Annotated in this window: 21 protein-coding genes; 5 read left to right on the forward strand and 16 right to left on the reverse strand. The window is 35.9% G+C overall.

The window, feature by feature from the left end:
• Positions 1–153: 153 nt before the first annotated feature.
• Positions 154–1,563 carry a hypothetical protein gene (locus tag CG11_RS11725; RefSeq protein WP_052596412.1) on the forward strand — a complete coding sequence of 470 codons (1,410 nt, stop codon included), beginning with the start codon at positions 154–156 and terminating at the stop codon, positions 1,561–1,563.
• 41 nt (positions 1,564–1,604) lie between these two features.
• On the opposite strand, the gene CG11_RS11730 is transcribed toward CG11_RS11725, so the two are convergent.
• The 14 genes from CG11_RS11730 to CG11_RS11795 all read right to left on the reverse strand — a co-directional run bounded on the left by CG11_RS11730 (position 1,605) and on the right by CG11_RS11795 (position 16,513).
• Positions 1,605–2,843, reverse strand: a complete 1,239-nt coding sequence (locus tag CG11_RS11730; protein ID WP_231512787.1) for a 3-phosphoshikimate 1-carboxyvinyltransferase — start codon at positions 2,841–2,843, stop codon at positions 1,605–1,607.
• Positions 2,840–3,853, reverse strand: coding sequence for a 3-deoxy-7-phosphoheptulonate synthase (gene aroF / locus CG11_RS11735; protein WP_052596413.1), 1,014 nt, complete (start codon positions 3,851–3,853; stop codon positions 2,840–2,842). Before aroF ends, CG11_RS11730 begins: the two co-directional genes overlap by 4 nt.
• 61 nt (positions 3,854–3,914) lie before the next feature.
• Positions 3,915–4,703: a tryptophan synthase subunit alpha gene (gene trpA / locus CG11_RS11740; RefSeq protein ID WP_052596414.1), complete on the reverse strand. Its 789-nt coding sequence runs from the start codon at positions 4,701–4,703 to the stop codon at positions 3,915–3,917.
• Positions 4,704–4,818: 115 nt separating this feature from the next.
• Positions 4,819–5,997: a tryptophan synthase subunit beta gene (gene trpB, locus CG11_RS11745; protein ID WP_052596415.1), complete on the reverse strand. Its 1,179-nt coding sequence runs from the start codon at positions 5,995–5,997 to the stop codon at positions 4,819–4,821.
• A 3-nt stretch (positions 5,998–6,000) separates the two neighbouring features.
• A complete protein-coding gene (locus CG11_RS11750) occupies positions 6,001–6,612 on the reverse strand; it encodes a phosphoribosylanthranilate isomerase (RefSeq protein ID WP_052596417.1) in 612 nt (203 codons plus the stop codon).
• Positions 6,602–7,420 (reverse strand): indole-3-glycerol phosphate synthase TrpC, encoded by an 819-nt coding sequence (trpC, locus tag CG11_RS11755; protein WP_052596419.1) that lies wholly within the window; start codon positions 7,418–7,420, stop codon positions 6,602–6,604. The genes CG11_RS11750 and trpC overlap by 11 nt, the downstream gene beginning before the upstream one ends.
• Before the next feature lie 2 nt (positions 7,421–7,422).
• Positions 7,423–8,412, reverse strand: a complete 990-nt coding sequence (gene trpD, locus CG11_RS11760; protein WP_052596420.1) for an anthranilate phosphoribosyltransferase — start codon at positions 8,410–8,412, stop codon at positions 7,423–7,425.
• 14 nt (positions 8,413–8,426) lie between these two features.
• On the reverse strand, positions 8,427–9,029 hold the full coding sequence (locus tag CG11_RS11765) for an aminodeoxychorismate/anthranilate synthase component II (RefSeq protein WP_052596422.1): 603 nt from the start codon (positions 9,027–9,029) through the stop codon (positions 8,427–8,429).
• 67 nt (positions 9,030–9,096) lie between these two features.
• Complete coding sequence (locus tag CG11_RS11770; RefSeq protein ID WP_052596424.1) at positions 9,097–10,500, reverse strand: anthranilate synthase component I family protein; 1,404 nt, start codon at positions 10,498–10,500, stop codon at positions 9,097–9,099.
• Positions 10,501–10,777: 277 nt separating this feature from the next.
• Positions 10,778–11,419, reverse strand: a complete 642-nt coding sequence (locus CG11_RS11775; RefSeq protein WP_052596426.1) for a thiopurine S-methyltransferase — start codon at positions 11,417–11,419, stop codon at positions 10,778–10,780.
• Positions 11,420–11,758: 339 nt separating this feature from the next.
• Positions 11,759–13,318 (reverse strand): leucine-rich repeat domain-containing protein, encoded by a 1,560-nt coding sequence (locus tag CG11_RS11780; RefSeq protein ID WP_197043830.1) that lies wholly within the window; start codon positions 13,316–13,318, stop codon positions 11,759–11,761.
• A 73-nt stretch (positions 13,319–13,391) separates the two neighbouring features.
• Positions 13,392–14,369 (reverse strand): YCF48-related protein, encoded by a 978-nt coding sequence (locus CG11_RS11785; RefSeq protein ID WP_052596430.1) that lies wholly within the window; start codon positions 14,367–14,369, stop codon positions 13,392–13,394.
• A complete protein-coding gene (locus tag CG11_RS11790) occupies positions 14,369–15,772 on the reverse strand; it encodes a M20/M25/M40 family metallo-hydrolase (RefSeq protein WP_052596433.1) in 1,404 nt (467 codons plus the stop codon). The genes CG11_RS11785 and CG11_RS11790 overlap by 1 nt, the downstream gene beginning before the upstream one ends.
• A 30-nt stretch (positions 15,773–15,802) precedes the next feature.
• Positions 15,803–16,513, reverse strand: coding sequence for an SAM-dependent methyltransferase (locus CG11_RS11795; protein ID WP_052596434.1), 711 nt, complete (start codon positions 16,511–16,513; stop codon positions 15,803–15,805).
• A 445-nt stretch (positions 16,514–16,958) separates the two neighbouring features.
• On the opposite strand from CG11_RS11795, the gene CG11_RS11800 reads away from it, so the two are divergent.
• The 4 genes from CG11_RS11800 (at position 16,959) to nadA (ending at position 20,852) form a co-directional block, all read left to right on the forward strand.
• On the forward strand, positions 16,959–17,444 hold the full coding sequence (locus tag CG11_RS11800; RefSeq protein ID WP_052596437.1) for a nucleoside 2-deoxyribosyltransferase domain-containing protein: 486 nt from the start codon (positions 16,959–16,961) through the stop codon (positions 17,442–17,444).
• Between the two features lie 40 nt (positions 17,445–17,484).
• The gene (locus CG11_RS29735; protein WP_052596439.1) at positions 17,485–18,660 is read left to right on the forward strand and encodes a hypothetical protein; all 1,176 of its coding nucleotides are present in this window, start codon (positions 17,485–17,487) and stop codon (positions 18,658–18,660) included.
• A gap of 356 nt (positions 18,661–19,016) precedes the next feature.
• Positions 19,017–19,616 (forward strand): hypothetical protein, encoded by a 600-nt coding sequence (locus tag CG11_RS11810; RefSeq protein WP_156039750.1) that lies wholly within the window; start codon positions 19,017–19,019, stop codon positions 19,614–19,616.
• A gap of 231 nt (positions 19,617–19,847) precedes the next feature.
• Positions 19,848–20,852, forward strand: a complete 1,005-nt coding sequence (gene nadA, locus CG11_RS11815; RefSeq protein ID WP_052596443.1) for a quinolinate synthase NadA — start codon at positions 19,848–19,850, stop codon at positions 20,850–20,852.
• A gap of 77 nt (positions 20,853–20,929) precedes the next feature.
• Here nadA and CG11_RS11820 read toward each other — a convergent pair whose 3' ends face one another.
• Both CG11_RS11820 and CG11_RS11825 read right to left on the reverse strand, forming a co-directional pair.
• Positions 20,930–22,063, reverse strand: coding sequence for an alpha/beta hydrolase-fold protein (locus tag CG11_RS11820; RefSeq protein ID WP_052596445.1), 1,134 nt, complete (start codon positions 22,061–22,063; stop codon positions 20,930–20,932).
• A gap of 7 nt (positions 22,064–22,070) precedes the next feature.
• Positions 22,071–23,342, reverse strand: coding sequence for a 1-acyl-sn-glycerol-3-phosphate acyltransferase (locus CG11_RS11825; protein WP_052596447.1), 1,272 nt, complete (start codon positions 23,340–23,342; stop codon positions 22,071–22,073).
• Between the last annotated feature and the right edge of the window lie 121 nt (positions 23,343–23,463).

A 23,463-nucleotide genomic window follows, 5' to 3' on the forward strand; every position in this document is an offset into this window, starting at 1 on the left:
CAGTTTTTTTACTTAAAACGATTATATTTTAGATACATTTTTACGCTAACGAATTATGTCTAACACACAACAAAGGTAAATTCAATATCAAGTAAATAAAAAAACATTATTCTATATTTATCATATTTTAGTTGTAATTCTTATCTTTAAGATATGTATAAGAGTAAATTAATAGAAATATTTAAAAGCTTCAATAGAAAAGAGAAATTAGGGTTTCGTCGATGGGTAAATTCACCTATCCATAATCAGCATAAAGATGTCATTAAACTCACTAATTTTTTGTTTTCTAGAAGAAAGTTAACCCCTATTTCAATTCAGAGAGAACGTGTTTACAAGCACCTCTACCCTAATTCCAAGTATAATCTACATCGACTCAATCATGTTCTTTCTTTTACGCTTGAAGTAATGGAAGCCTATATTCAGTTTATAACCCTTCAGGATAAACCCATTGAAGAACTTTTTTTTCTATCAGAATTTTACCAAAAAAAATCCCTACCACATTTAGCACAAAAAAATTTAGAAAAAGCTCAAGATGCTCTCAACGATAGTCCCTATCACAATGATTTTTATTACCATCATTCTTTTTTGCTAGAACAATCATTATTCGAACTAAAGGGCACAGAATTGCGGCAACATCAGACCAATTTACAGGCTATTTTTAGTGACTTAACAACGTTTACGATTGTGGCTACCTTAAAAAATGCTTGCACAGCGATATCTCATGGAAGCTTATATAAGAATGATTATCAGATTCCATTGTTAGATGCTATACTAGAGGAAGCTCAAACAGATACTTATAAAAACAATACTGTTGTTAAAAGTTATTATCACTGTTATAGAGCTTTGACACAACCTAATGAGGAAATTCATTTTAAAATTGTAAAAAAGCTGCTTTTAGAAGGGCAGATTCCATTGCCGATTAGTGAGTTAAAATATATATACTTGTTAGTCACTAATTATTGCATCAAACGGCTCAATACCGATGCAGAGATGTATGTTAAAGAAGTTTTTGAAATTTATTCCTTAGGCTTGGAACAAAACATATGGTTGGAAGGAGGTTATATAAGCCATAGTACATTTAAAAATATTGCAACAGCAGCACTGCGACTCAAGGCTTACCAATGGGTCGATAATTTTGTTCAGAAATATAGTCCTCAAATTAAGCCTTACTACCGAAAAGCTTATACTAATTATATTAGAGCTAAAATTTTATTTGAACAGGACCAAATCTTAGCCGCACAACAAATTTTAATAGATACAGATGCCATAGATTTATTTATAAGTCTAGCTATCAAACTTTTATCATTAAAAATATATTGGCAGCTCAATGAATTTGACCTATTAGAAGCGCATCTAGATAGTTTTTCTGTTTTTTTGAATCGAAAAAAAGTGCTCGCTTACCATCGTCAAATTTATGGGAATATCATTTCCATTACTAGAAAGATGATTTACGCCAAAATGGAGCTACCTGCTGAACGAGAAAAGTTGCGCCAACTTATTTTTAAAACTTCTCCTTTGACAGAACGTCCTTGGTTGTTAGAGCAACTCCATTCTAACACTTAGAGCTTTAAACCAAACTTCTTAAAAAGGGGCATTTGGGGGATTTACTCATAATCCCCTAAGCCTAAAGTTTGAAAATCATCCCAAAACTTAGGATACGACTTGCAAACTACTTTTTTATCTTCCATGCTTACTTTATCCAAAATTAAAGCAAGCGGCGCAAAAGCCATTGCCATTCGATGATCATCGTACGTATTTACTTTTATAGACTGTTGTTGATTGGTAATTCCTTTTCTTATACTAAGTGAATTTTCCGTTGCATCGACCAAACAACCTAACTTTTCAAGCTCTACTTTTACCGCATTAATTCGATCGGTCTCTTTGATGGTTAGGGTTTCTAGCCCTGTTAACTCCGCCTCTACTTTTAATGCAGCACAAACCACGGCTAGGGTCTGTGCCAAATCAGGACAATCAGAACAGTCGTATTTAAATTCTGTTATACTACAAGGGATTTTTTCTAACAAAATACCTCGTTCGTTAAATGTTGTTTTGACTCCAAACGACTCCATAATATCAACCAGCACAGCATCGCCTTGAACAGAATTTTGTTGTAAGCCATTTAGTTGAATCGTAGCTTCATCGGCAATAGCCACCAAACTATAATAATACGATGCTGCCGACCAATCTGCTTCTACCACAAAAGGCTTGGGAACATATTCTTGATTTGGCACTTTAATCATATCGTTGTGCCACAAAGCCAATATTCCAAACTCTTCCATCAAGTTCAAGGTCATTTGGATGTATGGTCTAGAAATAATTTTTCCTTCCAAGATCAGTTCCATCCCATTTGGCAAGACTGGTGCAATTAACAATAAAGCAGAAATAAATTGACTACTAACATGGGCACCTATGGTAATACGTTGTCCCCATTGATCAATTTTATGCTCTTTCATATGCAAAGGCGGATAGCCTTGCTTACCTACATAACAAATTTTTGCCCCTAATTCATTCAGGGCATCAGCCAAGACGCCAATAGGGCGTTCGCACATCCGTTTGGTTCCCATCAAAACTTGGTTGTTTCCCTTCCAAGCTAAATAAGCAGTCATAAAACGATACGCAGTCCCCGCTTCTCCAGCATCTAATATGGGCTCATTTAATTTTTCCAAAAGACTCTTCAATGTTGTCGTATCCTTGGCATTGGATAAGCCACTAATAGAAAACTCTTCTCCTGAAATGGCTTGAATCATCAAAATTCTATTGCTAATACTTTTAGAACCATTCAGTGTAATTTCTCCTTTAATATTTGTTTTTTTAGAGACCATTGGCTTTTGATTATAAATCATGAAAAAGAATCTCTCAAACGTACTGTCTGTTCGATTTTTTGATACAACACTTCTGCTTCAGCAAAAGAGAGGGTTTGTTGTCCATCCGAAAATGCTTTTTCGGGTTGACGATGGACTTCTACTATTAGCCCATCTGCACCAGCCATAACACCTGCCAAAGACATTTGTTCAACATATTTGCGTACACCTATACCATGAGAAGGATCAACAATAACAGGTAGGTGCGATTTGTCCTTTAATATAGGAACTGCATTCAAGTCCAAAGTATTTCTATAACTTGTTTCAAACGAACGGATGCCTCGTTCACACAACATGATTTTTTCATTCCCATTTGAAAAAACATACTCTGCGGCTTGCAGTAACTCGTCAATTGTTCCAGAAATACCTCTTTTTAGCAAAACAGGTTTATCTACTTTTCCTAAAGCATCCAAAAGGTTAAAATTTTGTGCATTCCTAGCCCCCACTTGCAGAATATCTACGTAATCTAGCATCGCCTCTATTTGTGAAACTTGCATGACTTCTGTGATAATTTTAATTCCTTCTGCTTGACAGGCCTTATAAAATAACTTTAAACCATCTAAACCCATTCCTCTAAATGAATACGGAGAACTTCTTGGTTTATACACACCACCTCTCATTACCCGAACATTATTTTTTACTAAATGTTTAACTGTTTCCTCTATCTGTTCCTCTCCTTCGATAGAACAAGGACCAGCCATAACCGTAAAATGACCTCCACCAATCTTTACTCCATCTCCCAAATCAATCATAGTATCTTGTACTTTCCACTTACTAGAGACAAGTTTATAGTTATCACTTACACGATGCAAATCCTGCACACCTGGCATTACACCAATACTTCTAATATCAAATTCTTGTTGCCCTATGGCCACTAAATATTCCTGAAACTGTGTTTTAACATTGGTATATTTATAGTTAATCGCATCCAATTTTTGAGTTAATTTTTGATACTGATCAGCTGCTATATTTTTTTCTAATTGAATAATCATAATGACTTGTTTCTTTTTACAATAGTTAGCTGCGCTGCTACTATTTTTATAAATAATAAACTTATTTAGCGACAGTAGAAACGTTAAGACCTTCTACAAACGCTACAACATCTCGCTCTATATGCTGGCTCTTTTCCAACATTCTAATAAAAGCACTTCCTATAATTGCTCCATTCGCATATTGGCAAACGGTCTGATACGTTGCTTGATTAGAAATCCCAAAACCAATCAAAATAGGGTTCTTTAAATTCATTGCTTGAATTCTTTTGAAATAAGCTATATTTTTTGCCTCAAAACCAGCTTGTTTGCCTGTTGTTGCTGCCGAAGAAACGACATAAATAAAAGCATTGCTTAATGCATCAATTTTTCGAATGCGTTTGGTCGATGTTTGTGGCGTAATCAAAAAGATGAGTCGAATGTTATACTTCTTAAACAAACCTTGATAATGCGTTTCGTATTCATACAAAGGTAAATCTGGTAGGATCAAACCATCTACGCCCACTTCTTGACAGCTTTTTAGAAATGCTTCAAAGCCATATTGCAAGACAGGATTAAGATAGCCCATTAGAATAATTGGTAACGTTGCTTGATCTCGAACTGTCTTAATTTGTTCTAAAACTTTTCGAATCGTCATCCCATTCTGCAAAGCAATAGTACTGCTCTTTTGGATGGTTGGTCCATCTGCCAAGGGGTCAGAATAAGGCATTCCAATTTCGACCAAATCTACACCTGCTTTATCCAAAGATAAAATGATCTCTCCAGTTGATTCTAACTGAGGATAACCAGCTGTACTGTATATATTGAGTAGATTTTCTTGCTTTCGCTCAAATAATTGATTGATTCTATTCATTGTTTTTATTTTTATAGTAGTTAGCGATGCTGCGACTTCGTGTTTTCAACGACCACGTAGTAGCAGCGCAGCTAACTATTGTTTTTAAGTAGGCTATTAAATTTTTTTTAACAGCTTAGAGGAACTTCATATAGGTTTCTAAGTCCTTATCTCCTCGTCCCGATAAGTTCAAAACCGTTACCTCATTGGGTTTAAAATTGACTTGCTCCAAAGCAGCAATCGCATGTGCACTTTCTAATGCGGGAATAATTCCTTCCAATTTAGTTAGCCTATAAGCAGCCGTTAACGCTTCTTGATCGGTCACTGCTATTGCTTGGGCTCTCTTACTAACAATCAAATGCGCATGCAAAGGACCGATTCCTGGGTAATCTAAGCCCGCAGAAATTGAATGAGGCTCTACAATTTGACCGTCTTTTGTTTGCATCAACAGAGTTTTGCTAGCATGGATAATTCCTTCTGTTCCCAAAATGCTTGTTGCTGCCGACTTGCCAGAATGAATCCCTTCTCCTGCCGCTTCTACTGCAATCAGTTCTACGTCTAAGTCATTCAAATAATGAAAATAAGCCCCTGCAGCATTGCTTCCCCCTCCAACACAAGCAATAATTCGAGTCGGATTCTCATTTCCAGTTTGTGCTTTTAATTGTTCTTTTATTTCTTGACTAATCACAGATTGAAATCGTGCCACCATATCAGGATAAGGATGAGGACCTACAACAGAACCAATGATATAATGTGTATTTTCAGGATGATTAATCCAATCCCTAATGGCCTCATTGGTAGCATCTTTTAGTGTTTTACTACCACTATAAACAGGAATAACCGTAGCCCCTAACATTTTCATTCTAGCGACATTGGGTGCTTGTCGCTCTACATCTAGAGCCCCCATATACACCACACACTCTAGTCCCATCAATGCGCAAACTGTTGCTGTTGCAACGCCATGCTGTCCAGCTCCTGTTTCAGCAATTATCCTTGTTTTATTTAGTGCTTTGGCTAATAAGATTTGCCCTATGGTATTATTAATTTTATGTGCACCTGTATGGCATAAATCTTCTCGTTTTAGATAAATTTTTGTCTGATATTGCGCACTCAATCTCTGTGCAAAATACAAGGGGGTTGGGCGTCCAACATAATCTTTTAATAGAGCTTGATACTCCTTTTGAAAAGTTGCCGTTTCCGTTATTTGTACGTATTGTTTTTTTAATGTTTCTATATTAGGATAGAGCATTTCAGGGATAAAAGCACCTCCAAAAGAGCCATAGTACCCTTGTTCTGTTACTTGATATGTTGTCATTATTTATTCCTTTATTTGTTGTACTAATTCTTTGATTTGAGCCAAATCTTTTAGGGCGGGTGCTATTTCAAACCTGCTGTTTACATCAATTCCATATAATTGAGGATGTGCTAATCTTAAAACTTGAGGAATATCCGTTAGCCCAATTCCTCCGCTCAAAAAAAAGGGTTTTGAGCTAGTATACTGTTCCAAAATTTGCCAATCAAATTGAACACCATTCCCTCCATAAGACTTTCCTTTGGCATCCAATAAGAAATAATCACAGTAAGCTTCATACGCCTTTAAGGTATCAAAATCGAATTGCTCGTCTACAGCAAAAGCTTTGAGCACAACGATTCTCTTTTGTTGCAATTGCTTGCAAAAATCAGGTGATTCATTTCCATGCAGTTGGATACAATCCAATGCAAATGCCTCTATACGTTGCTCTATCTCAGATATCGTAGCATTGACAAAAACGCCCACTCGTTTAATCCTTGGCGAAATATCTATTGTTGGTAGTTGTTGCACATATCTAGGTGATTGGGAATAGAAAATAAATCCTACAAAATCAATATTCAGTGCTCTCAAAGCCTCAATATTAGCAACTTCTCTCATTCCGCAGACCTTAATTTTCATAGGAGAACTTTTTAGTGTTTTTTAAGCTTACCTGTTGAATAAATCTCGCACAAGCATCTTGAGGTCTAGCGTGTTGCATAAAATATTCTCCAATTAAAAAACCTTCAAATCCATGTTCTTGGAGCAAGACTACTGTATCGGGGACATTGATGCCGCTTTCTGCAACTTTGACCACGTTATTGGGTAATAAGGAAGCAATCCGCAAAGAGTTTTCAATATCTACCTCAAAAGTTTTTAAATTTCGATTGTTAACACCAACTAAATCTACCTCTGGACACAACTTATTCAATTGATCTTCGGTGTGCACTTCCATCAATACTTCCATTCCCAAACTTTTAGCAAATTGTGCCAAACGTCTTAACTCTTTAGCATCCAAACATTCTGCAATCAACAAAATCACATCTGCTCCTATTGATTTTGCTTCTATAATTTGATACGCATCAATCACAAAGTTTTTATTTAATATAGGGGCATAATTAAACCGTCTGGCTTCTGTTAGATCACTAGACGAACCTCCAAAAAAATGCGTATCGGTTAATACCGATAAAGCCGAAGCACCTGCTTGCATATAACCAATAGAAACTTCTTCGACTTTTGCATATGCATTGATGTTTCCCTTGGAAGGAGATTGACGCTTAAACTCTGCAATAATACCTTGCATGGTTGGTCGTTTCAAAAATTCTACTAATGATACGATAGGTGTATCAAAGTAGATGCTTTGTTCTAGTAGTTGAGCGGGATATAAGGTTTTGCGCTGTTCTACCTCTTTTCTTTTGTAAGCGGTTATTTGGTCTAATATCGTTTCCATTTTTATTGATTGATTAGCTGTTTAAAATTTTGATATGCTCGTTTGCTGAATAAAGCCTCCTCTGCTTCCTTGATGCAGTCTTCTAGTGCTTTTTGAGGATTAAAGCGTTGAATGGCAATCCCTGCATTGGTACAAACGACTTGATTTTGGGCAGTACTTCCTCTCCCTTCTAATATGGTTGAAAATATTTGAGCAGCCGCAGCAATGGTGCTTCCTCCTTCTAAATCTTTAGCATACTGCTGTTTTTGTCCAATTCCATGAGGCGTTAATAATGCTTCCGTTGTAGGTGTTATCACTTTGAACGCTCCTGTTAAAGAAACTTCGTCATAACCGTCCAAGGCATGAACGATGGCAAATTCTTTATCTGTTTGTTGCAATACATATTGATACAGCCGAACAATCTCCAAATTAGAAACTCCAACCATCTGTTGTTTGGGTTGCACTGGATTGACTAAAGGACCTAGTAAATTAAAAAAAGTACGCAGCCCTAAATCTTTGCGAATAGTTCCTACTGCTTTCATGGCAGGATGAAATAACGGAGCATGCAAAAAACAAAGTTGATGTTTCTCCAATTGATTTTTTAACACAGCTTCCTTATTCGTAAATTTATACCCTAATTTTTCAAGTACATTAGAAGAACCGCAAACAGAAGACACTCCATAATTACCATGCTTAGTAACCATATATCCAGCTCCTGCTACAACAACAGCTGCCAAAGTAGAAATATTAAAGGTATCTTTTCCGTCCCCTCCCGTTCCACACAAATCCACACTATTATAATCTGACAAATCAATTTTTAAGCACAATTCTAATAAGGCTTCGCGAAAGCCTTGCAGTTCCTCTGTAGAAATCGGTCGCATTTGAAATACCGTCAAAAAAGCAACGATATGAGATGGATTAAATTTTTCTTGGGCAATGTCAATTAAGATTCTTTTGGCTTCTGCCCGAGTCAAATATTCTTGTTGAAACAAGCTTTGCAATATTTTTTTCATTGGTTGTGTTTTATTTATTGTTTTACCAATTTTTTTCTTAGAAAAGTCTGAGCCTCTTTGACAAAGTTCTGAAGCAGTGCTTTGCCTTGAGGCGTTAGTACAGATTCTGGATGAAACTGCATGCCCATTACAGGTGCCGTTTGATGTTTTATAGCCATAATTTGCCCTGTTTCATCCTGAGCCAAGATTTTCAAGCAATCTGGAAGTTTTTTGGTATCTATAATCCAAGAATGATAGCGTCCGACCACCAGTTTATCGGGTTGCCCCTCAAATAGACCAGTCCGATCTAAAATTTGAATAGGTGTAGCAATTCCATGATAGACTTTTTTGATATTTTTGAGCGTTGCCCCAAATGCTTGACCAATAGCTTGATGCCCTAAGCATATTCCCAATATTGGCTTTTTGGTGTGATACGTCTTAATGATATCTAATATAATCCCTGCGTCTTTGGGCAGACCTGGACCTGGGGAAAGAACAATAGCGTCGTAATTAGCAACTTCTGCTAAAGAAATTTGGTCATTTCTATAAACTTCAACGCCCCCGTGCAGGATTTCTCGAAGATATTGCACCAAATTGTAGGTAAAGGAATCGTAATTATCTATAATTAGTAGTTTCATCTTATTTCTATTATGGTTATGAATACTTGGTAGATTGTGAGCGAACCATCTACAGCACCTGATTTAGTTATACTTCAATAGCCTGATTTAGCGCCTTTTGGAGAGCAGCTAGTTTATTATTGACTTCTTGCAATTCTTTTTCTTCTTCTGAATCTATCACAATACCAGCCCCTGCTTGATAATACAGACAGTTGTCTTTGCTCATAAAGGATCGAATCATTATCGCCTGATTTAGCTGACCTTTGGGATTAAAAAAGCCAATAGCACCTCCATAAAAGCCCCTGCTTTGGTTTTCGTATTCATTAATCAACTCTAGTGCTTTATATTTAGGTGCTCCTGATAAGGTTCCTGCTGGAAAAGTATCGCCAAAGACCTGAAAAATATTTGCGTCAGTGGGTAAATCTCCTTTCACTTTAGAGACAAGATGAATAACATGACTGTAATACTGAATTTCTTTATACTCTTCTACCGCTACATTTTGTGTGTGTCGATTCAAATCATTACGAGCTAAGTCTACCAACATCACATGCTCTGCATTCTCTTTTGGGTCAGCGAGTAAAGCAATAGCATTTTCTTGATCTAATTTTGCATTACCTGTTCGTTTATAGGTGCCTGCAATGGGCGTTAGCGTTACTTTGCGGTCTCGAATAACTAGTTGAGCTTCTGGGGAAGATCCAAATATTTTGTAAGCTCCATAATCAAAATAAAATAGGTATGGGGAAGGATTAATAGAACGCAACGCTCGGTAAACATTAAAATCATCTCCTTTGAAATGTTGCTGAAATTGGCGAGCAAAAACAATCTGAAAAACATCTCCAAGGGCACAATGTTCTTTCCCTTTTCTAACCAAATCTTTGAATGCTTCATCACTTAAATTGCTAGTCCTTTTTCCATCTAATTCAAATTGATAAGTGGTCAATGCTCCTTTTTTTAAATAACGCTCTACTTTATCCAATTCACTTTCCTGACCTTCTAACAGATTTTCCAGTAAGTACATCTCACTCGTATAATGATTGATAACAATGACATAACGATAGACCGCATATCTCAAATCTGGCAAATCATGTTGCCGTTTGGTCGCATCTAATTCCAATGTTTCAAAATACTGAACGGCATCAAAATTAGTATGACCAAACAATCCATTAAATCGTTGATAAGCAGCTGCTCCTTCAAACTGAAATCGATTGCAAAATTGCTCCAGTAAATTAGAAACATTATTCTTGGGCGGTATCTGAAAGTTCTCTACCGTTCCATCTGGAAAATGATATTTCAGCACTCGGTCTTGTATCATCAATTCGGCAATTGGTTCTGCACAAATAAAAGAATAGCTATTTTCTTTTGACTGGTAATCAGAGCTTTCTAACAATAAACTGTGCGCCATTTTGTCTCTTAATTGCAGGTAAATGCTGACAGGAGTATGCAAATCTGCTAAGCGAGTACGACTAATCGTCCTAAACTTCATTAAATTCATCGGATAAGTGATTTTGTAAAAAGATTGGTATTAGACAAAAAAAAACTTGCAAATCTACGAGAGATTTGCAAGTTCTATATATGAGTTGTTATCTGAAAATGGATATATAGGAGGTCTGCTACTCTCGCCATCGAAGGGAAGTAGTCCACCACCAAGCAACAAGAGCATTGCTAGATTTTTGTCCAAAATTTGATATGTTTGTTTCTTTTTGCATTGATACAAAGATTAGACGTTTTATTTTAGAATGCAAGTTTTTTCAGATTTTTTTTTCACTTTCTTATTTTTTTGTTAACAAAAAACCATGCTCTTTGACATAATCTAAGCCCCAGCACCGAATTAATCCATGATTAGGAATAAGTGGTGATTTTAAATGCTCTACGTCAAATGAATTCCCATAATAAGCCATTAAATCTTTAGGTGATATACTAAAAGGAGGCTCTTCTTTGATGGGGGCATATTCTAATGTGTTGATAAATTGTTGTGCATTCAAGGGCAATATTTGTTGTATCTTTGCTACATACTTCAATCTCATGGAAAGAGGCAATGCGACCAAAGCAGCTCTATCATAGACCAAATCAATCTCTCCAACAGCTTCTGTACTGAGCGAAAAAAAATCAGCATTGATAATAGTCAACTGATTGCTTTCAAAGCGATTTCCTTGTTTTTCAAATGCTAGTCCTTGTTCTTCAAAAAACTGATAAATAGCCTTTTCTGCCAACTCTACCCCAATGACATGTTTGGCATATTGACTAAAGTAAACCAAATCAATGCTCTTGCCACAAAGCGGGACTAAAATTCTCTTTCCTTCTATTTTTTCTGGCGTTAGGTACTCCAAAATATAGGGGTGTATGTCCTTTCTATGAAAAGAGGTTTTAAATCCTCCTTCATTCCAGGAATCAATCCAAAATTGTTTTTCCATTTTTTGAATATGTTTTGGGCTGACTATTCTTACAAGCTCAATATAGTCGGGAATAAGAGCAATAATTATAATAATTATGACAATGATAATCAGCGGGGTTATAATTCTTACTTTCAATATACAATATTGAAAAAATATATCAAATAGTAATATTTTTCTTGTTAATATTATTATAAAAACAACTTTATTATCCTATCTGTCTATCTATTTCAACGTGTATGCTTGAATAGAAGTTCTATCACATGAATCAAAAAACAAACATCACCCAGTTGGGAAAGGCTTAAAAATTACGCAAAAACATCTTCTAGTAAACTTGTTGGTTCTTAAGCAGCTTCACATTTAATGATGAAACACAATTTTAGTATTGGGTAACCATGCTTTTATTTTTGCTTGTTCTTCTTCTGTCAACTTATTGCGTTCCAACTTCAATAGTTTCAATTTTTTTAAATTCTGAATAGATGCTGGCAATGTTTTAAGTTGATTGTATCCCAAATCCAAATGTTCTAGGCTTTCTAAGTTGCCAATTGATTCGGGAAGTTCTTTCAAGTCATTATAACGCAATTCTAGTCGTTTCAAAGTTTTGAGATGACCAAAGTCTTCTGGTAGACGTGTCAATTTATTATCCCTCAAATTCCAGTACTCTATAGCAGGAAGTGTTGTTAATATATCAGGCAACGACTTATGCTCATTTTCTATCATTTCTAAGTGTTTTAGACTCGTCAATTGTACCAATTCTTTAGCTGCGCGAGAAATACTTAGATAGCGGTTAAATGCTATGTTCAGATGCGTTAAATTTTTTAATTCGCCAAATCCACTTGGTAGGTTTCTAATTCCTGTATTGGCTATATTTAGTTCTTCTAGTTGTGCAAGTTTCCCGATACTCTTTGGCAATGCTGTAATTCTATTAGCATCCAATTTTAGAACCAACAATTTCTTAAAATTAGAAAAGATATCAGGTAGTTCTGTAAACTCATTTCGCTCTAAGTTTAAATAAGTTAAGTTACTTAGCTTACCCAATTCGTTTGGAAGGGTATCTAAAAGGTTAGAACCAATATCTAATCGCACTAATTGCTTCATTTTATACAACTCATAAGGCAAACGCTTGATTTTATTTAACTGCACACTAAAGTCTGTCAATTGTTCCAACTCATTAACATCAGAAAACAATTTGCTTAGTCCTAAACCATCTAAATTTAAGCTTTCTAATTGTTTTAAATTTCCCAACCATTTATAAATATCATTTGCTTTTTTAACAGGATTGTTTCCTAGAGACAATTTTCTAATAGCCGTCAAATGACCTATTTGACTAGGGATTTTTGTTAATTGATTGTGGCTAATATCCAAGACCTCCAATGCTGTTAGATCACCAATTGATTCTGGCAATTGTTCCAAACGGATTTTACTAATTTCTAAACGCTGAAGCTGCTTTCTTGTAAAAATTTCAGAGGGAAGACTTGTTAACTTTTCATTTTGACTCAAAACTAACCACTCTAATTGGTTCAATTGTGCAAAGTTAGTAGGTAAAGAGGTCAAGTGATTTTTGGAAACATCCAACCGACGCAAGTTTTTCATCTCGCAAAGTGCTTCTGGTAACTTCTTTAATTTATTGCCACGAATTTCTAAAACCTGTAGCATTTTCATTCCCGTAATAGCATCAGGAATCGTTTCCACTAAGGTATGATTCATATTTAGCCATTGCAGCTTATCCATTCTTGGAACAGCCGTTGGAAAAGTATATGCCCTGCGCAAAACTTTCAATCGCAATGCTTTATCCGCTTCTCGAACAGCTTGATCAATAGAATAATAAACGGGCTTTTTTTCCAATTCTTGTAAAGGCAATAATTGGGCAAACGTTTCTAATCCAACTAAGAGTAGTATTCCTAGTACACTATATTTCATTGATTCCATATTATTCATTTCGTAGTCCCCATTTTTTACTATGTTTTTTGATCACTTACTTAGGATGAAAAAACTATTCCAAATCGATAATCAGCAAATTTCCTTCGTGTCCAGTAAGGTAAGCATTTCCATGTTGAATTCGAATAGCATTAAAATCTGCATACCCATCTAAGTTACTAATCCTTTTCCATAGCTTTCCGCCATCTGTTGTACGATAGACTAAATTATTGGTTCCGACCAAAAAACCTGTCGATTCATTCAAAAAGGCAACATCTCTCAACAATTTACTTTGGTCTGCAAACACAGAATTCCCCCCACGACAAGTCTTCCAAGAATTGCCGCCATTTGTTGTTTTGTAAACAGTTCCATACTCTCCTACAACATACCCGATGTTATCACCTACAAAATCAACCCCTTTGAAAAAATCACCTGTAATTGAACTTAGTATCCAAGAATTTCCCTCATCCGTTGATTTTAAGATCAAACCATAACCAACTGCGTGTATCGTGCGATTACCTGTAACAGCAATATCTGCTATTTCATGATTAAACGTATCTTTAATTGTTATATTCCCTTGCGTAGGATCATATATATGAATGTATCCACTTCCAAAATTTTCGCCACCAACCAATAAGACTCGATTATCCATTAAACGAATGTGCTTTTGCCAATTCCACCATCCCAGATTAGCATTATTAAACGTCCAATTGGAAAAGTCGGGACTACTATACATTCGTTGTCCACAAAGACTTGCCGTAAATATTCCATTTTGATACGACAGGCTATTCACTCCTCTTTCATAAGCTACTATGGTATCCCAAGTTATTCCTCCATTGTATGTTCCCAATACCAACCCTGCTGTAAATAAGTTTCCAGCACTCACATAACCTGTGTCTTGATTTAAGAAATAGACATCTGATAAATCTAAGTCGGTTGGTAATTGATGCATTTTAGAAGTATAAGTCACGTCTTCAACGTCACAGCCTCCGATACCTAGTATTGTCCCCCACAGCACCAGCCATACCACACCATATTTTAATTCTTTTTTCATTATCGAACTCCGTACTTATCTATTAAATAAACCAAGGCAGCCATAGCACCTCCTCCCAATAGCAACTCTCTTTTGTGCACATTTTCAAACACATCGTTTGCCGAATGATGAAAATCAAAATAGCGTTGACTATCTGGGCGGTATCCAAACAATACCGTTCCTTGATCTTTGAGTCTAGAAATATCAGCTGCTGAACCACCCGCTTGTATATCCCATACTCCTACCGAAGCAAAAATTGTTCGCCATTTTTTCACTTGATCATAACTTGCGTTTGCAATGTCTGAAGCAGCATCCATTCGAAACCCACTTGGAGTATGTCCTCCTGCATCCGATTCTATTGCTGCAATGTGTTTTTCTCCTTTTAATTTAGCTTGTTTGGCGTATTCTGTTGCGCCAAACAAACCATTTTCTTCATTGGCAAACAACACACAACGAATGGTATGTTTCGGACGAATCCCCATACGTTTGAACACGTGCAAAACTTCCATAGACTGAACACACCCTGCTCCATCATCGTGTGCTCCCTCTCCAATATCCCACGAGTCTAAATGTCCACCAACAAGAATAATTTCATCTGGCTTTTCTGTTCCCTTAATTTCGCCAATGACAGTATGTGCTATCCGCTTTCCCATATGTCGACAACTCAATTGAATGTTTACTTTTACCTTCGGTTCTTTTTCTAATAATTCACTCAATAAATCTGCATCTTGCAACCCGATACCCACCGCAGGAATTGGCTCTTGGTTATTAAAAGAAGTAACGCCAGAATGAGGCGTATTATCTTGTTTAACTGTCATAGAACGAACAATCGCTCCTACAGCACCCAATTCAGCCGCTTTCCTAGGACCAGCAGTACGTTGATTTACGGCAGCTCCATAAGCATGAAAAGTATTTAGTTTGGTAATTTCCATTGGTCGGTTAAAAAAGACAATTTTTCCTTTCACATTATCTTTTCCTAATGCTTCCAACTCCTCAAAGTTTTTCACTTCTACCACTTCCCCTGTAATACCCAAAGCACCTGTACCACCTGAAAAACCTAAAGCAGTAACGGCCAAATCAACCGTTCCAATATATTCAGAATTTACAATCTTAGCCTTTTCAACAGCGCCCCTTCTCCAATAAGGTACTTCGACAGGTTGCGTCCATACTTTATCACACCCCAACGTATCCAACATATGAGAAGTGTAAGAAACGGCTGCTGCATATTCGGGCGAACCACCTAATCGTCCACCTGCTTGTTTGCACAAATAATGCAACCAATCATGAGCAGGGCTTTCTGTTAGTATATTACTGTACATTTTTTTTATGTACTTAATTTCGGCATCTTCATCCAAGATTTGAGCAAAAGAGCCAGTTGCCATTAAACATATCAACAACAGTACACTTATTTTTTTGTAAATCATGTTTATTATTTTTAATTGGAAATCGGATAACTAACGTGCTAGTAGCAAAAAAATCGTTGGTCGTTTATGTAAATTAGGAATATTGATTTTCTTCCATTTTTGAATAGTCTGCGTACAAATGTATTCTGAGGGAAGTGTAATATCGGTGGCAATGCCAAATAAAGTGTTGTTTTGAAGTACTGATAAGGCATCCTCTACAAAGCCATCATTTCTATAGGGGGTTTCTATAAAAATTTGTGTTTGATTATTTTTAGCAGAACGGCGCTCCAAATCTTTTAAAGCTTTCTTTCGATCAGGTGTTTTGATGGGCAAATATCCATGAAAAGCAAACTGTTGTCCATTCATCCCCGAAGCCATCAAAGCTAATAAAATAGAAGATGGTCCCACCATAGGAACTACTCTGATGCCTTTTTTGTGCGCCAATTGAACCACCTCAGCACCTGGATCAGCCACCCCTGGACAACCAGCTTCGGACAATAGACCTATGTTTTTTCCCTCTTTTATAGCAGGCATCAAAAACGAGTGTATATCCTCAGGATCTGTACGTTTATTCAGCTCAAAAAAGGTCATTGATTGCAAAGGAATAGGTGTCTTGATTGCTTTTAAAAATTGACGTGCTGTTTTCCCTCTTTCTACAATAAAGACATCAATTTCATGAACTTTCTGAATCATATATGCAGGAAGTGGCTCAATAACACCATCTCCTAAAGGGGTCGGAATTAAATATAATGCTCCTGCCATTCTTTTTTTATTTAAATTTAAGATACTTTTATTTATTATTAACTTATATAGAGATATTATACGAATAGCACTATAACATATAATCACTATTCTATAGTACATTTCCTTTATTCATCCTAATCAAATTAGCAACCCCTATCAACATGAAAACATCCTATCTAATTTCTCAACGAATCGCTCTAGTCTCTATTGACAATAGATCTAGGTGCTTATTAAAGCAACAAAAAAACAAATTTATATCCAAAGTTAGGTACTAATACCTAAGTCTATTCTAAAAATAGTACAATCTAGTTATCAGGCTTCTAGTTCTTTTATCCTACTTTTGAATATAAATTTTAGTCCGACTAGCATTTATTCTTCTCGAAACAACAGAATTATAGTTTTTTTTCCGTTTTTTCGTTACCATAGATTATATTACACTAAACTCAACAAACCAAATCATCTGATGGCAAGTATTATAAAACCACCTCAAAATTTGGAAACCATACCGAATAAAAGAAGCTTTTTTTTAGCAGGAAGCATAGAAATGGGTATGGCAACAGATTGGCAAACCTTGGTTGGTAACAAATTTGATAGTTTTGACATAATAATATGGAATCCAAGGAGATTATCTTGGGATAGTTCTTGGGAACAATCCATTGACAATCCTATTTTCAAAGAACAAGTAGATTGGGAATTGGACGCACTAAATCGAGCCGAAGCTATTTTTTTTCACTTTGAACCTCAAACTAAGTCGCCAATTACTTTAATGGAATTAGGATTATTTGCTCAGTCTGGCAAGTGCTTGGTTCATTGTCCTAAGGGTTTTTGGAGAAAAGGTAATGTTGATATTGTTTGTCATCGTTACAATATTCAACAAGTAAACTCTATTGACCAAGGTATTGCGCTGTTGCAAAAACAGTTTAGTGACTGTCAAAAAAATATCATCTGATCCCCCATTTTTAACGTTATCATGATTAAATTAACGCACCATGAATACTTTCACCATCGATAATAAACACCTATTAGGATTACTAATCATTGTTTCTCTTGCCTACCACAGTTGTACTACTGAAGCAGATTATAACACAACTCGAAGAGCTCCTTCTGCTAGTGACCTCATGATGAAAAGTTCTTCTGCTGCTGTCAAAGAAACATTAGCTGAATTTGATCGACACCTCAAAGAATACCAAGAGGGCTTGTATCTCAAAAACTGGCAGTACGACCCTGTTACCAATAACATTACTTATGGTAAAAACGAAGAACAAAAAGCTAGAGAAGAAGCCTTGAACCATAAACTGGGCTTAGGTTTTAAAGATTATATTGCCAAGGAAAATAAGAAAACTCTAAAATATCAAGCCGTCTCCCCTTTTGCCAATATGGAAGATATTGGTCTATATGGTCAACCGCTATTACTTAATGGAAAACCGTTTTCAGGAGTATTGGTTGGTACACATATAGAATCGGGTAGTAGAATTCTAGAAGCACGCTTCTATCAAGGCAACCGTCTAGGTACCTTTAATGTTTGGACTAATTTAGGTCGCTTGTATACAAAATCATTTAAAGAGAAAAACCAAATTGCTATAGACCCTGAAGCTGTTCGCAAGCCTGTTATTTATTTGTACCCTGAAACAACACAAGACATTAATGTAAAGGTTCATTTTGCGGGTGTATTAACCCATACCTATCCCAAGTACAATTTGTCAACAGGATGGAATGTATCTGCGACTCCTGATGGAATGCTTACCGAACAGACTACTGGTAAAGATTTTAGTTACCTATTTTGGGAAGGACAAAGCCCTTTTCAGTATACACTAGACAAAGGTTTTGTTGTAAAAGGAACCGAAGTAGCCGACTTTTTGGATGAAAAACTAGCATTAATGGGCTTGAACAGAAGAGAAGCTACAGACTTTGTATCTTATTGGTTGCCAGAGTTAGAAAAGAATAGATTTAACTTAATTCATTTTTCAACAGAAGAATACACACAAAATGCAAGGTTAGAAATTACACCAGCTCCCGAATCGTTGATTAGAGTATTTATGGTTTATCAGCCGCTAGAAGCTCCGATTGATATACCTACGCAAGAACTTCAAAGAACCTCCAGAAAAGGATATACGGTTGTAGAATGGGGTGGCAAAAAAGCTAATTCAGTCAACTGGGAATCATAAAAAATATATGTCCCAAAAGGCATTATCTTTGATTTAGAAAGGATTGTTTGGTAATTTAGACTGAGCAATCTTTTTTCATGAAGTTATTAATGGCAACGCAGCTAACTAAAAACGCAGCGCTAACGAAGTAAACTTTATTGCCCTAACAACAATCAACAAGTTGTAATTTTATTGTATTTTGCGTTAATTTTTTGATTATCAATTGTGCAACAACGCAACTAATCAACGACCACGAAGTAACAGCGCCCCCAACTTGCTGGCTCATGACATGACCGCAGGGAACTAGCCTTGCGCTCTCATGAGCATAGCGAATAATAACAAAGCTAATTACTATAATGATTATCACCTACCCAATTATGAAATACTTTTTTTCTCTTTTACTAAGCCTTATTACTTTGATTGCTTTCGGTCAAGAATTACCACGTGCCGTTAAAAAAGTAAATCCCTCTCTGTTTATTAACAATATGCAAAACGAACGTGTTTATCAACAAGCAAATATTCGTGAGAATTTAGTCGTTTTTTCTAGGGGATTTGAAAACCGCCCCGTAGAGGAGGTGCAACAGAGCTTTCACTATTCTTTTTTGGATGAAAAGGACAAATCTTGGTTGCTTGAATTTCAATTTGACCAGCATGATATTAAATTGTACAAAGGGTTAGACATGGAACCTGTTGGTTGTAGTGATTGGGGATTCAAAATTTATACAAAAAAAGAAAATAAATGGAGAGATTGTACTTTGGAATGCCTTCCCGATAATTTCTTGATTATGGTCAACAAACACCTTCAGACCTTACAAAAAGGAGGTATGGGGATGTATTTTTATAATCAAGATCCAGAACAAGCTGTTTCGATGGATTTGGAGAAAAATAAATTAACGTTTAGGCAAAACGGTAAAGTGGTCTTAGCTCTAATCTGGAAGAAAGAAATGTTTGTTTGGAAACATAAAATGACCAATTAGTTTCGCTGCCCCAATAATGCTACTATTCCTTACAGAATACTTATTTTTTGATATATTGAACAATAAAGTAGTAGACTTTGTTTTATTTTTAAAATAAGGGAACTATTTTTGCTAAATCTAAGTTTTAGTGTTAAGATTCAACTTAGTTTAAAAATAAAACAAACTATATATTATATAACTTAAGTAAGCACTTTAAAAATTAAAGGGATTTACTTATAAATCAAAAATGTTATGCAAGGTTTAACACAAGCAAAAGAAAACCTAGAACAAAAAGGATTTCTTGATGTAGAAGTGGACCCAATGCTTGACTTGGTCGCTGCCATTGAGCAGTTAAAAAAAGAAAAAAATGCCATCATTTTAGCGCATTATTACCAAGAAAGTGAAATCCAGGACATTGCCGACTATATCGGAGATAGCCTGGGACTGGCTCAGAAAGCCGCCACAACAGATGCTGATATCATTGTCTTTGCAGGAGTACATTTTATGGCAGAAACAGCTAAAATGCTCAATCCGTCCAAAAAAGTATTGTTACCAGATTTGAAAGCAGGTTGTTCTTTGGCAGATTCATGTCCAGCTCCTGTTTTTAAGAAATTCAAGGAAAAATATCCAGATCATGTAGTTGTTAGTTATATCAACTGTACAGCAGCATTAAAAACCATGACAGATATTTGTTGTACTTCGACCAACGCTCAGCAAATCATTGACAGTATTCCAGAAGATCAACCCATTATATTTGCACCAGACAAAAATCTAGGAGCTTATCTTCAGAAAACAACAGGTCGGGATATGATTCTTTGGAATGGTTCGTGTATGGTACATGAAATCTTTAGCAAAGAAAAAATTGTAAAGTTGCAAGTTCAACATCCTAAGGCTAAATTGATTGCCCACCCTGAATGTGAGGCTCATTTATTGGAAATTGCGGACCATATTGGTTCTACTAGTTCTTTGTTAAAGTATACCAAAGAGAGTGCGTTTGATGAGTTTATTGTGGCTACCGAGCCTGGTATTATTCATCAAATGGAAAAAGCGTCTCCAAACAAGACCTTTTATCCTGCTCCTCCTACCAATACTTGTGCTTGTAACGAATGTCCGCACATGAAATTGAATACAATGGAAAAACTATATCTGTGCATGAAACATGAGTTGCCAGAAGTTACTCTAGAGCAAGAAATTATTGATAAAGGTCGTGGTTGTATTGACAAAATGTTAGAGATTTCTGCTAAAGCAGGGTTATAAATCTTTTATAAATCAACTAAAGAAGCGATTATTTTCAATTGATTTGAAAATAATCGCTTCTTTATATTCAAGCTATTTTACTTTTCTAATTCTTTTAACATCTCCTCTTTTTCTTGGGGCGTATAATAGTTGTACCGATTCAAACAAGCATTAAAGGACTGAATGGTTGATGTCGTGTCTATCTTCAACTCTTTTTGAGCTTCAATTATTCCCCAATAAGCATCTGCAAAGTTAGGGTATTCTTGCAACAACAACTCCCATGCTTCAATAGCCTTTTGATATTCTTTTCGCTCTAGTAGCCCCCAGCCTTTCCCATTCAAAACACCTATTGAAAGGCGCATTTTTGCGCCATAATGCGTTTCTATTTGGGTTTCAATTGTATCCAATTGAGCTGCATTAAAATGCGTATTGCTATAATACAAGTTCTGCTGATTCGCCCAAAAGTAAAAGACTTCGTACAAAGCTGGCGCAATCGTTAGCCCTGGAATAACATTATGATCAGCCGTTTTAAATTCTATTCCTTTGATATTAATATGATTTCGATTGACTTGATTTTCAAGATGATGATAATCTTGCATATAATCACTTTCTATTCCTGCTCTGTAATATTTTACAGGTTGGTGTCCATTCGGATAATAATGAACCACCGAATCAGCCCAATTGACGCCCTTTTGTTGGTAAAAGGGGCATAGAGCAATCACGGCACTCAGGTCTTTAATTCTATTAATAAATAAAGAAGTGGTATAATATCCGTATCTAGAATGCCCAATCAACATTCGAAAAGTACTCGCACGAAGTTCTTTTTCTGCCAAAGGCAACAATTCATCAAAAATAAATTGCTCATTCTCTTTAGCTTTCCCTTTTGAGGTTGTTGGCTGGTGCACGGTTTCGGCATATCGCTTTTCAAATGAGCTAGCTACACTAATCACCACACAAGAAGGCATTTGATAATTCGTTGTCATGTAATCAATCGTATTGAGAATATACTGATTACTTCGTTTGTTTTGTTTATCAAAAATTAAAATAACGGGAAACTTTTTGGCGATGGCAGTATCCCACTCTAAAGGAACGACAATAGAAAGCTCTTTGGCATAGCCCAAGTGATGGGAATAAAATGTCGTATCCTTTAATTTTTGATAACTTTCATAATGTTGGGCAGTAATATTTTCCATCGTAATTAAGGAAAAAATCACTAGCAAGAAAATATTCATAACAACTCTATTTTTGTATTTGCAAACAAGTAATACTGGCTCGTTTTTGTTCCAATTTCGTTTTACTCTCTACTTTTTTATAATCCGCCAAGACCTTCCATTCTTGGTAATAATCCTTGTAATGATAAGCATATGTCTGAAAAAAGACCATTACAAAAGGCAAGAGCAAAGCCCACCAACCTACCATAAAAGCACCAATTCCTATCGCCAATATTCCCCAAACAATCCATACAAAAAAAGCAGCTGTAAAAGCAAAGCTTGTAGAAAACTCGGCAAAAGGAACAAATTTATTGCGTAAATCACGAGCAACTATATGCGGAATACGACCAAATAATGTCCCTAATAACCAAAAAGGGAATCCAATCAATAACCAAAATAAGGAACGTTTATTTTTTCCTGCAACAGCATAATCCTTGACTCCTTCTTCGTCTAATGCTGCTTGGTAGGCATCGACTTGTTTTTCTAAAGCATTTTTCTCCGCTGTATTTAGGGCATTAACATGGTTGGCAATAGCTTGCTCGGCATGACAAACCTCTGGATTGGCAGAATACATTGGAAAAATATTTCTAGTAAAATTATTTCGAACCAAAACTAATAACTTTTCTGTCAAGATCTCGTTTCCCTCTTCTATATAAACCATTTGCGCTCGTAGTGCAACTCGCATGTCTTGTGTCAGGGTCGTAATAGCGGCTTCTTTATCTTCTAAGTATTTTTCTTTATAATCCTGTACAGACAATGGCTTTCCTAACTGTGTATACACTTCGCTTCTAAATTTATCATGATACGTATAATTCACTCCAGCAGGCAAAATTTTAACGTCTATTCCCCAATTCTTTTCCTCCATCATTTTAAAGGCCAATCGAGCACATCCTTTTTTAAATGGAAGCAATTTTTTTTGCAGGACGCAGTTTCCCTCTGGCGCAATAAAAGCACTATCCCAACCTGTATAAAGCAGTTCTCTTGTTTTTTTGAAAGTCACCTCATTTTTGTACATATTCTCTGTGCCTTCCTCTACCCTATAAATAGGCAAACCATGCAACTTATACATCAACCACCCTTTCAAATTATTAGGAAACTCCGTAGCCCTAGCCCAAAAATAAACAGGACGTCGTTGCATCGCTGCAATTAGTATGGGATCCATAAAACCATTTGAATGATTCGAAATGAAAATTAAAGGCTCGTTGGCAGGAATATGTTCTGGATTTATATAATAGACTCTCCTAAAGAAACAGATATACATTACCCACAAAAACAATCGAAATAAATTATACAGAATCATATCTTTATAGTACGTTATTTTTCTTAGTAGTTCGTTGATTTTTTATCAATAGAATTTTTATAGTTCAACAACACGACCAAGATAAAAGTCTTTGTTCAAAACAAAGCAATTTAAGTAAAGA

The organism is Aureispira sp. CCB-QB1, from assembly GCF_000724545.1.
Classification (GTDB): Bacteria; Bacteroidota; Bacteroidia; order Chitinophagales; family Saprospiraceae; genus Aureispira.

Bases quoted from the DNA above. Each gene is read 5' to 3' on its own strand.
- CG11_RS11725 (WP_052596412.1), top strand. From the start codon at position 154: ATGTATAAGAGTAAATTAATAGAAATATTTAAAAGCTTCAATAGAAAA.
- CG11_RS11730 (WP_231512787.1), bottom strand. From the start codon at position 2,843: ATGATTTATAATCAAAAGCCAATGGTCTCTAAAAAAACAAATATTAAA.
- aroF (WP_052596413.1), bottom strand. From the start codon at position 3,853: ATGATTATTCAATTAGAAAAAAATATAGCAGCTGATCAGTATCAAAAA.
- trpA (WP_052596414.1), bottom strand. From the start codon at position 4,703: ATGAATAGAATCAATCAATTATTTGAGCGAAAGCAAGAAAATCTACTC.
- trpB (WP_052596415.1), bottom strand. From the start codon at position 5,997: ATGACAACATATCAAGTAACAGAACAAGGGTACTATGGCTCTTTTGGA.
- CG11_RS11750 (WP_052596417.1), bottom strand. From the start codon at position 6,612: ATGAAAATTAAGGTCTGCGGAATGAGAGAAGTTGCTAATATTGAGGCT.
- trpC (WP_052596419.1), bottom strand. From the start codon at position 7,420: ATGGAAACGATATTAGACCAAATAACCGCTTACAAAAGAAAAGAGGTA.
- trpD (WP_052596420.1), bottom strand. From the start codon at position 8,412: ATGAAAAAAATATTGCAAAGCTTGTTTCAACAAGAATATTTGACTCGG.
- CG11_RS11765 (WP_052596422.1), bottom strand. From the start codon at position 9,029: ATGAAACTACTAATTATAGATAATTACGATTCCTTTACCTACAATTTG.
- CG11_RS11770 (WP_052596424.1), bottom strand. From the start codon at position 10,500: ATGAATTTAATGAAGTTTAGGACGATTAGTCGTACTCGCTTAGCAGAT.
- CG11_RS11775 (WP_052596426.1), bottom strand. From the start codon at position 11,419: ATGGAAAAACAATTTTGGATTGATTCCTGGAATGAAGGAGGATTTAAA.
- CG11_RS11780 (WP_197043830.1), bottom strand. From the start codon at position 13,318: ATGAAATATAGTGTACTAGGAATACTACTCTTAGTTGGATTAGAAACG.
- CG11_RS11785 (WP_052596430.1), bottom strand. From the start codon at position 14,369: ATGAAAAAAGAATTAAAATATGGTGTGGTATGGCTGGTGCTGTGGGGG.
- CG11_RS11790 (WP_052596433.1), bottom strand. From the start codon at position 15,772: ATGATTTACAAAAAAATAAGTGTACTGTTGTTGATATGTTTAATGGCA.
- CG11_RS11795 (WP_052596434.1), bottom strand. From the start codon at position 16,513: ATGGCAGGAGCATTATATTTAATTCCGACCCCTTTAGGAGATGGTGTT.
- CG11_RS11800 (WP_052596437.1), top strand. From the start codon at position 16,959: ATGGCAAGTATTATAAAACCACCTCAAAATTTGGAAACCATACCGAAT.
- CG11_RS29735 (WP_052596439.1), top strand. From the start codon at position 17,485: ATGAATACTTTCACCATCGATAATAAACACCTATTAGGATTACTAATC.
- CG11_RS11810 (WP_156039750.1), top strand. From the start codon at position 19,017: ATGAAATACTTTTTTTCTCTTTTACTAAGCCTTATTACTTTGATTGCT.
- nadA (WP_052596443.1), top strand. From the start codon at position 19,848: ATGCAAGGTTTAACACAAGCAAAAGAAAACCTAGAACAAAAAGGATTT.
- CG11_RS11820 (WP_052596445.1), bottom strand. From the start codon at position 22,063: ATGAATATTTTCTTGCTAGTGATTTTTTCCTTAATTACGATGGAAAAT.
- CG11_RS11825 (WP_052596447.1), bottom strand. From the start codon at position 23,342: ATGATTCTGTATAATTTATTTCGATTGTTTTTGTGGGTAATGTATATC.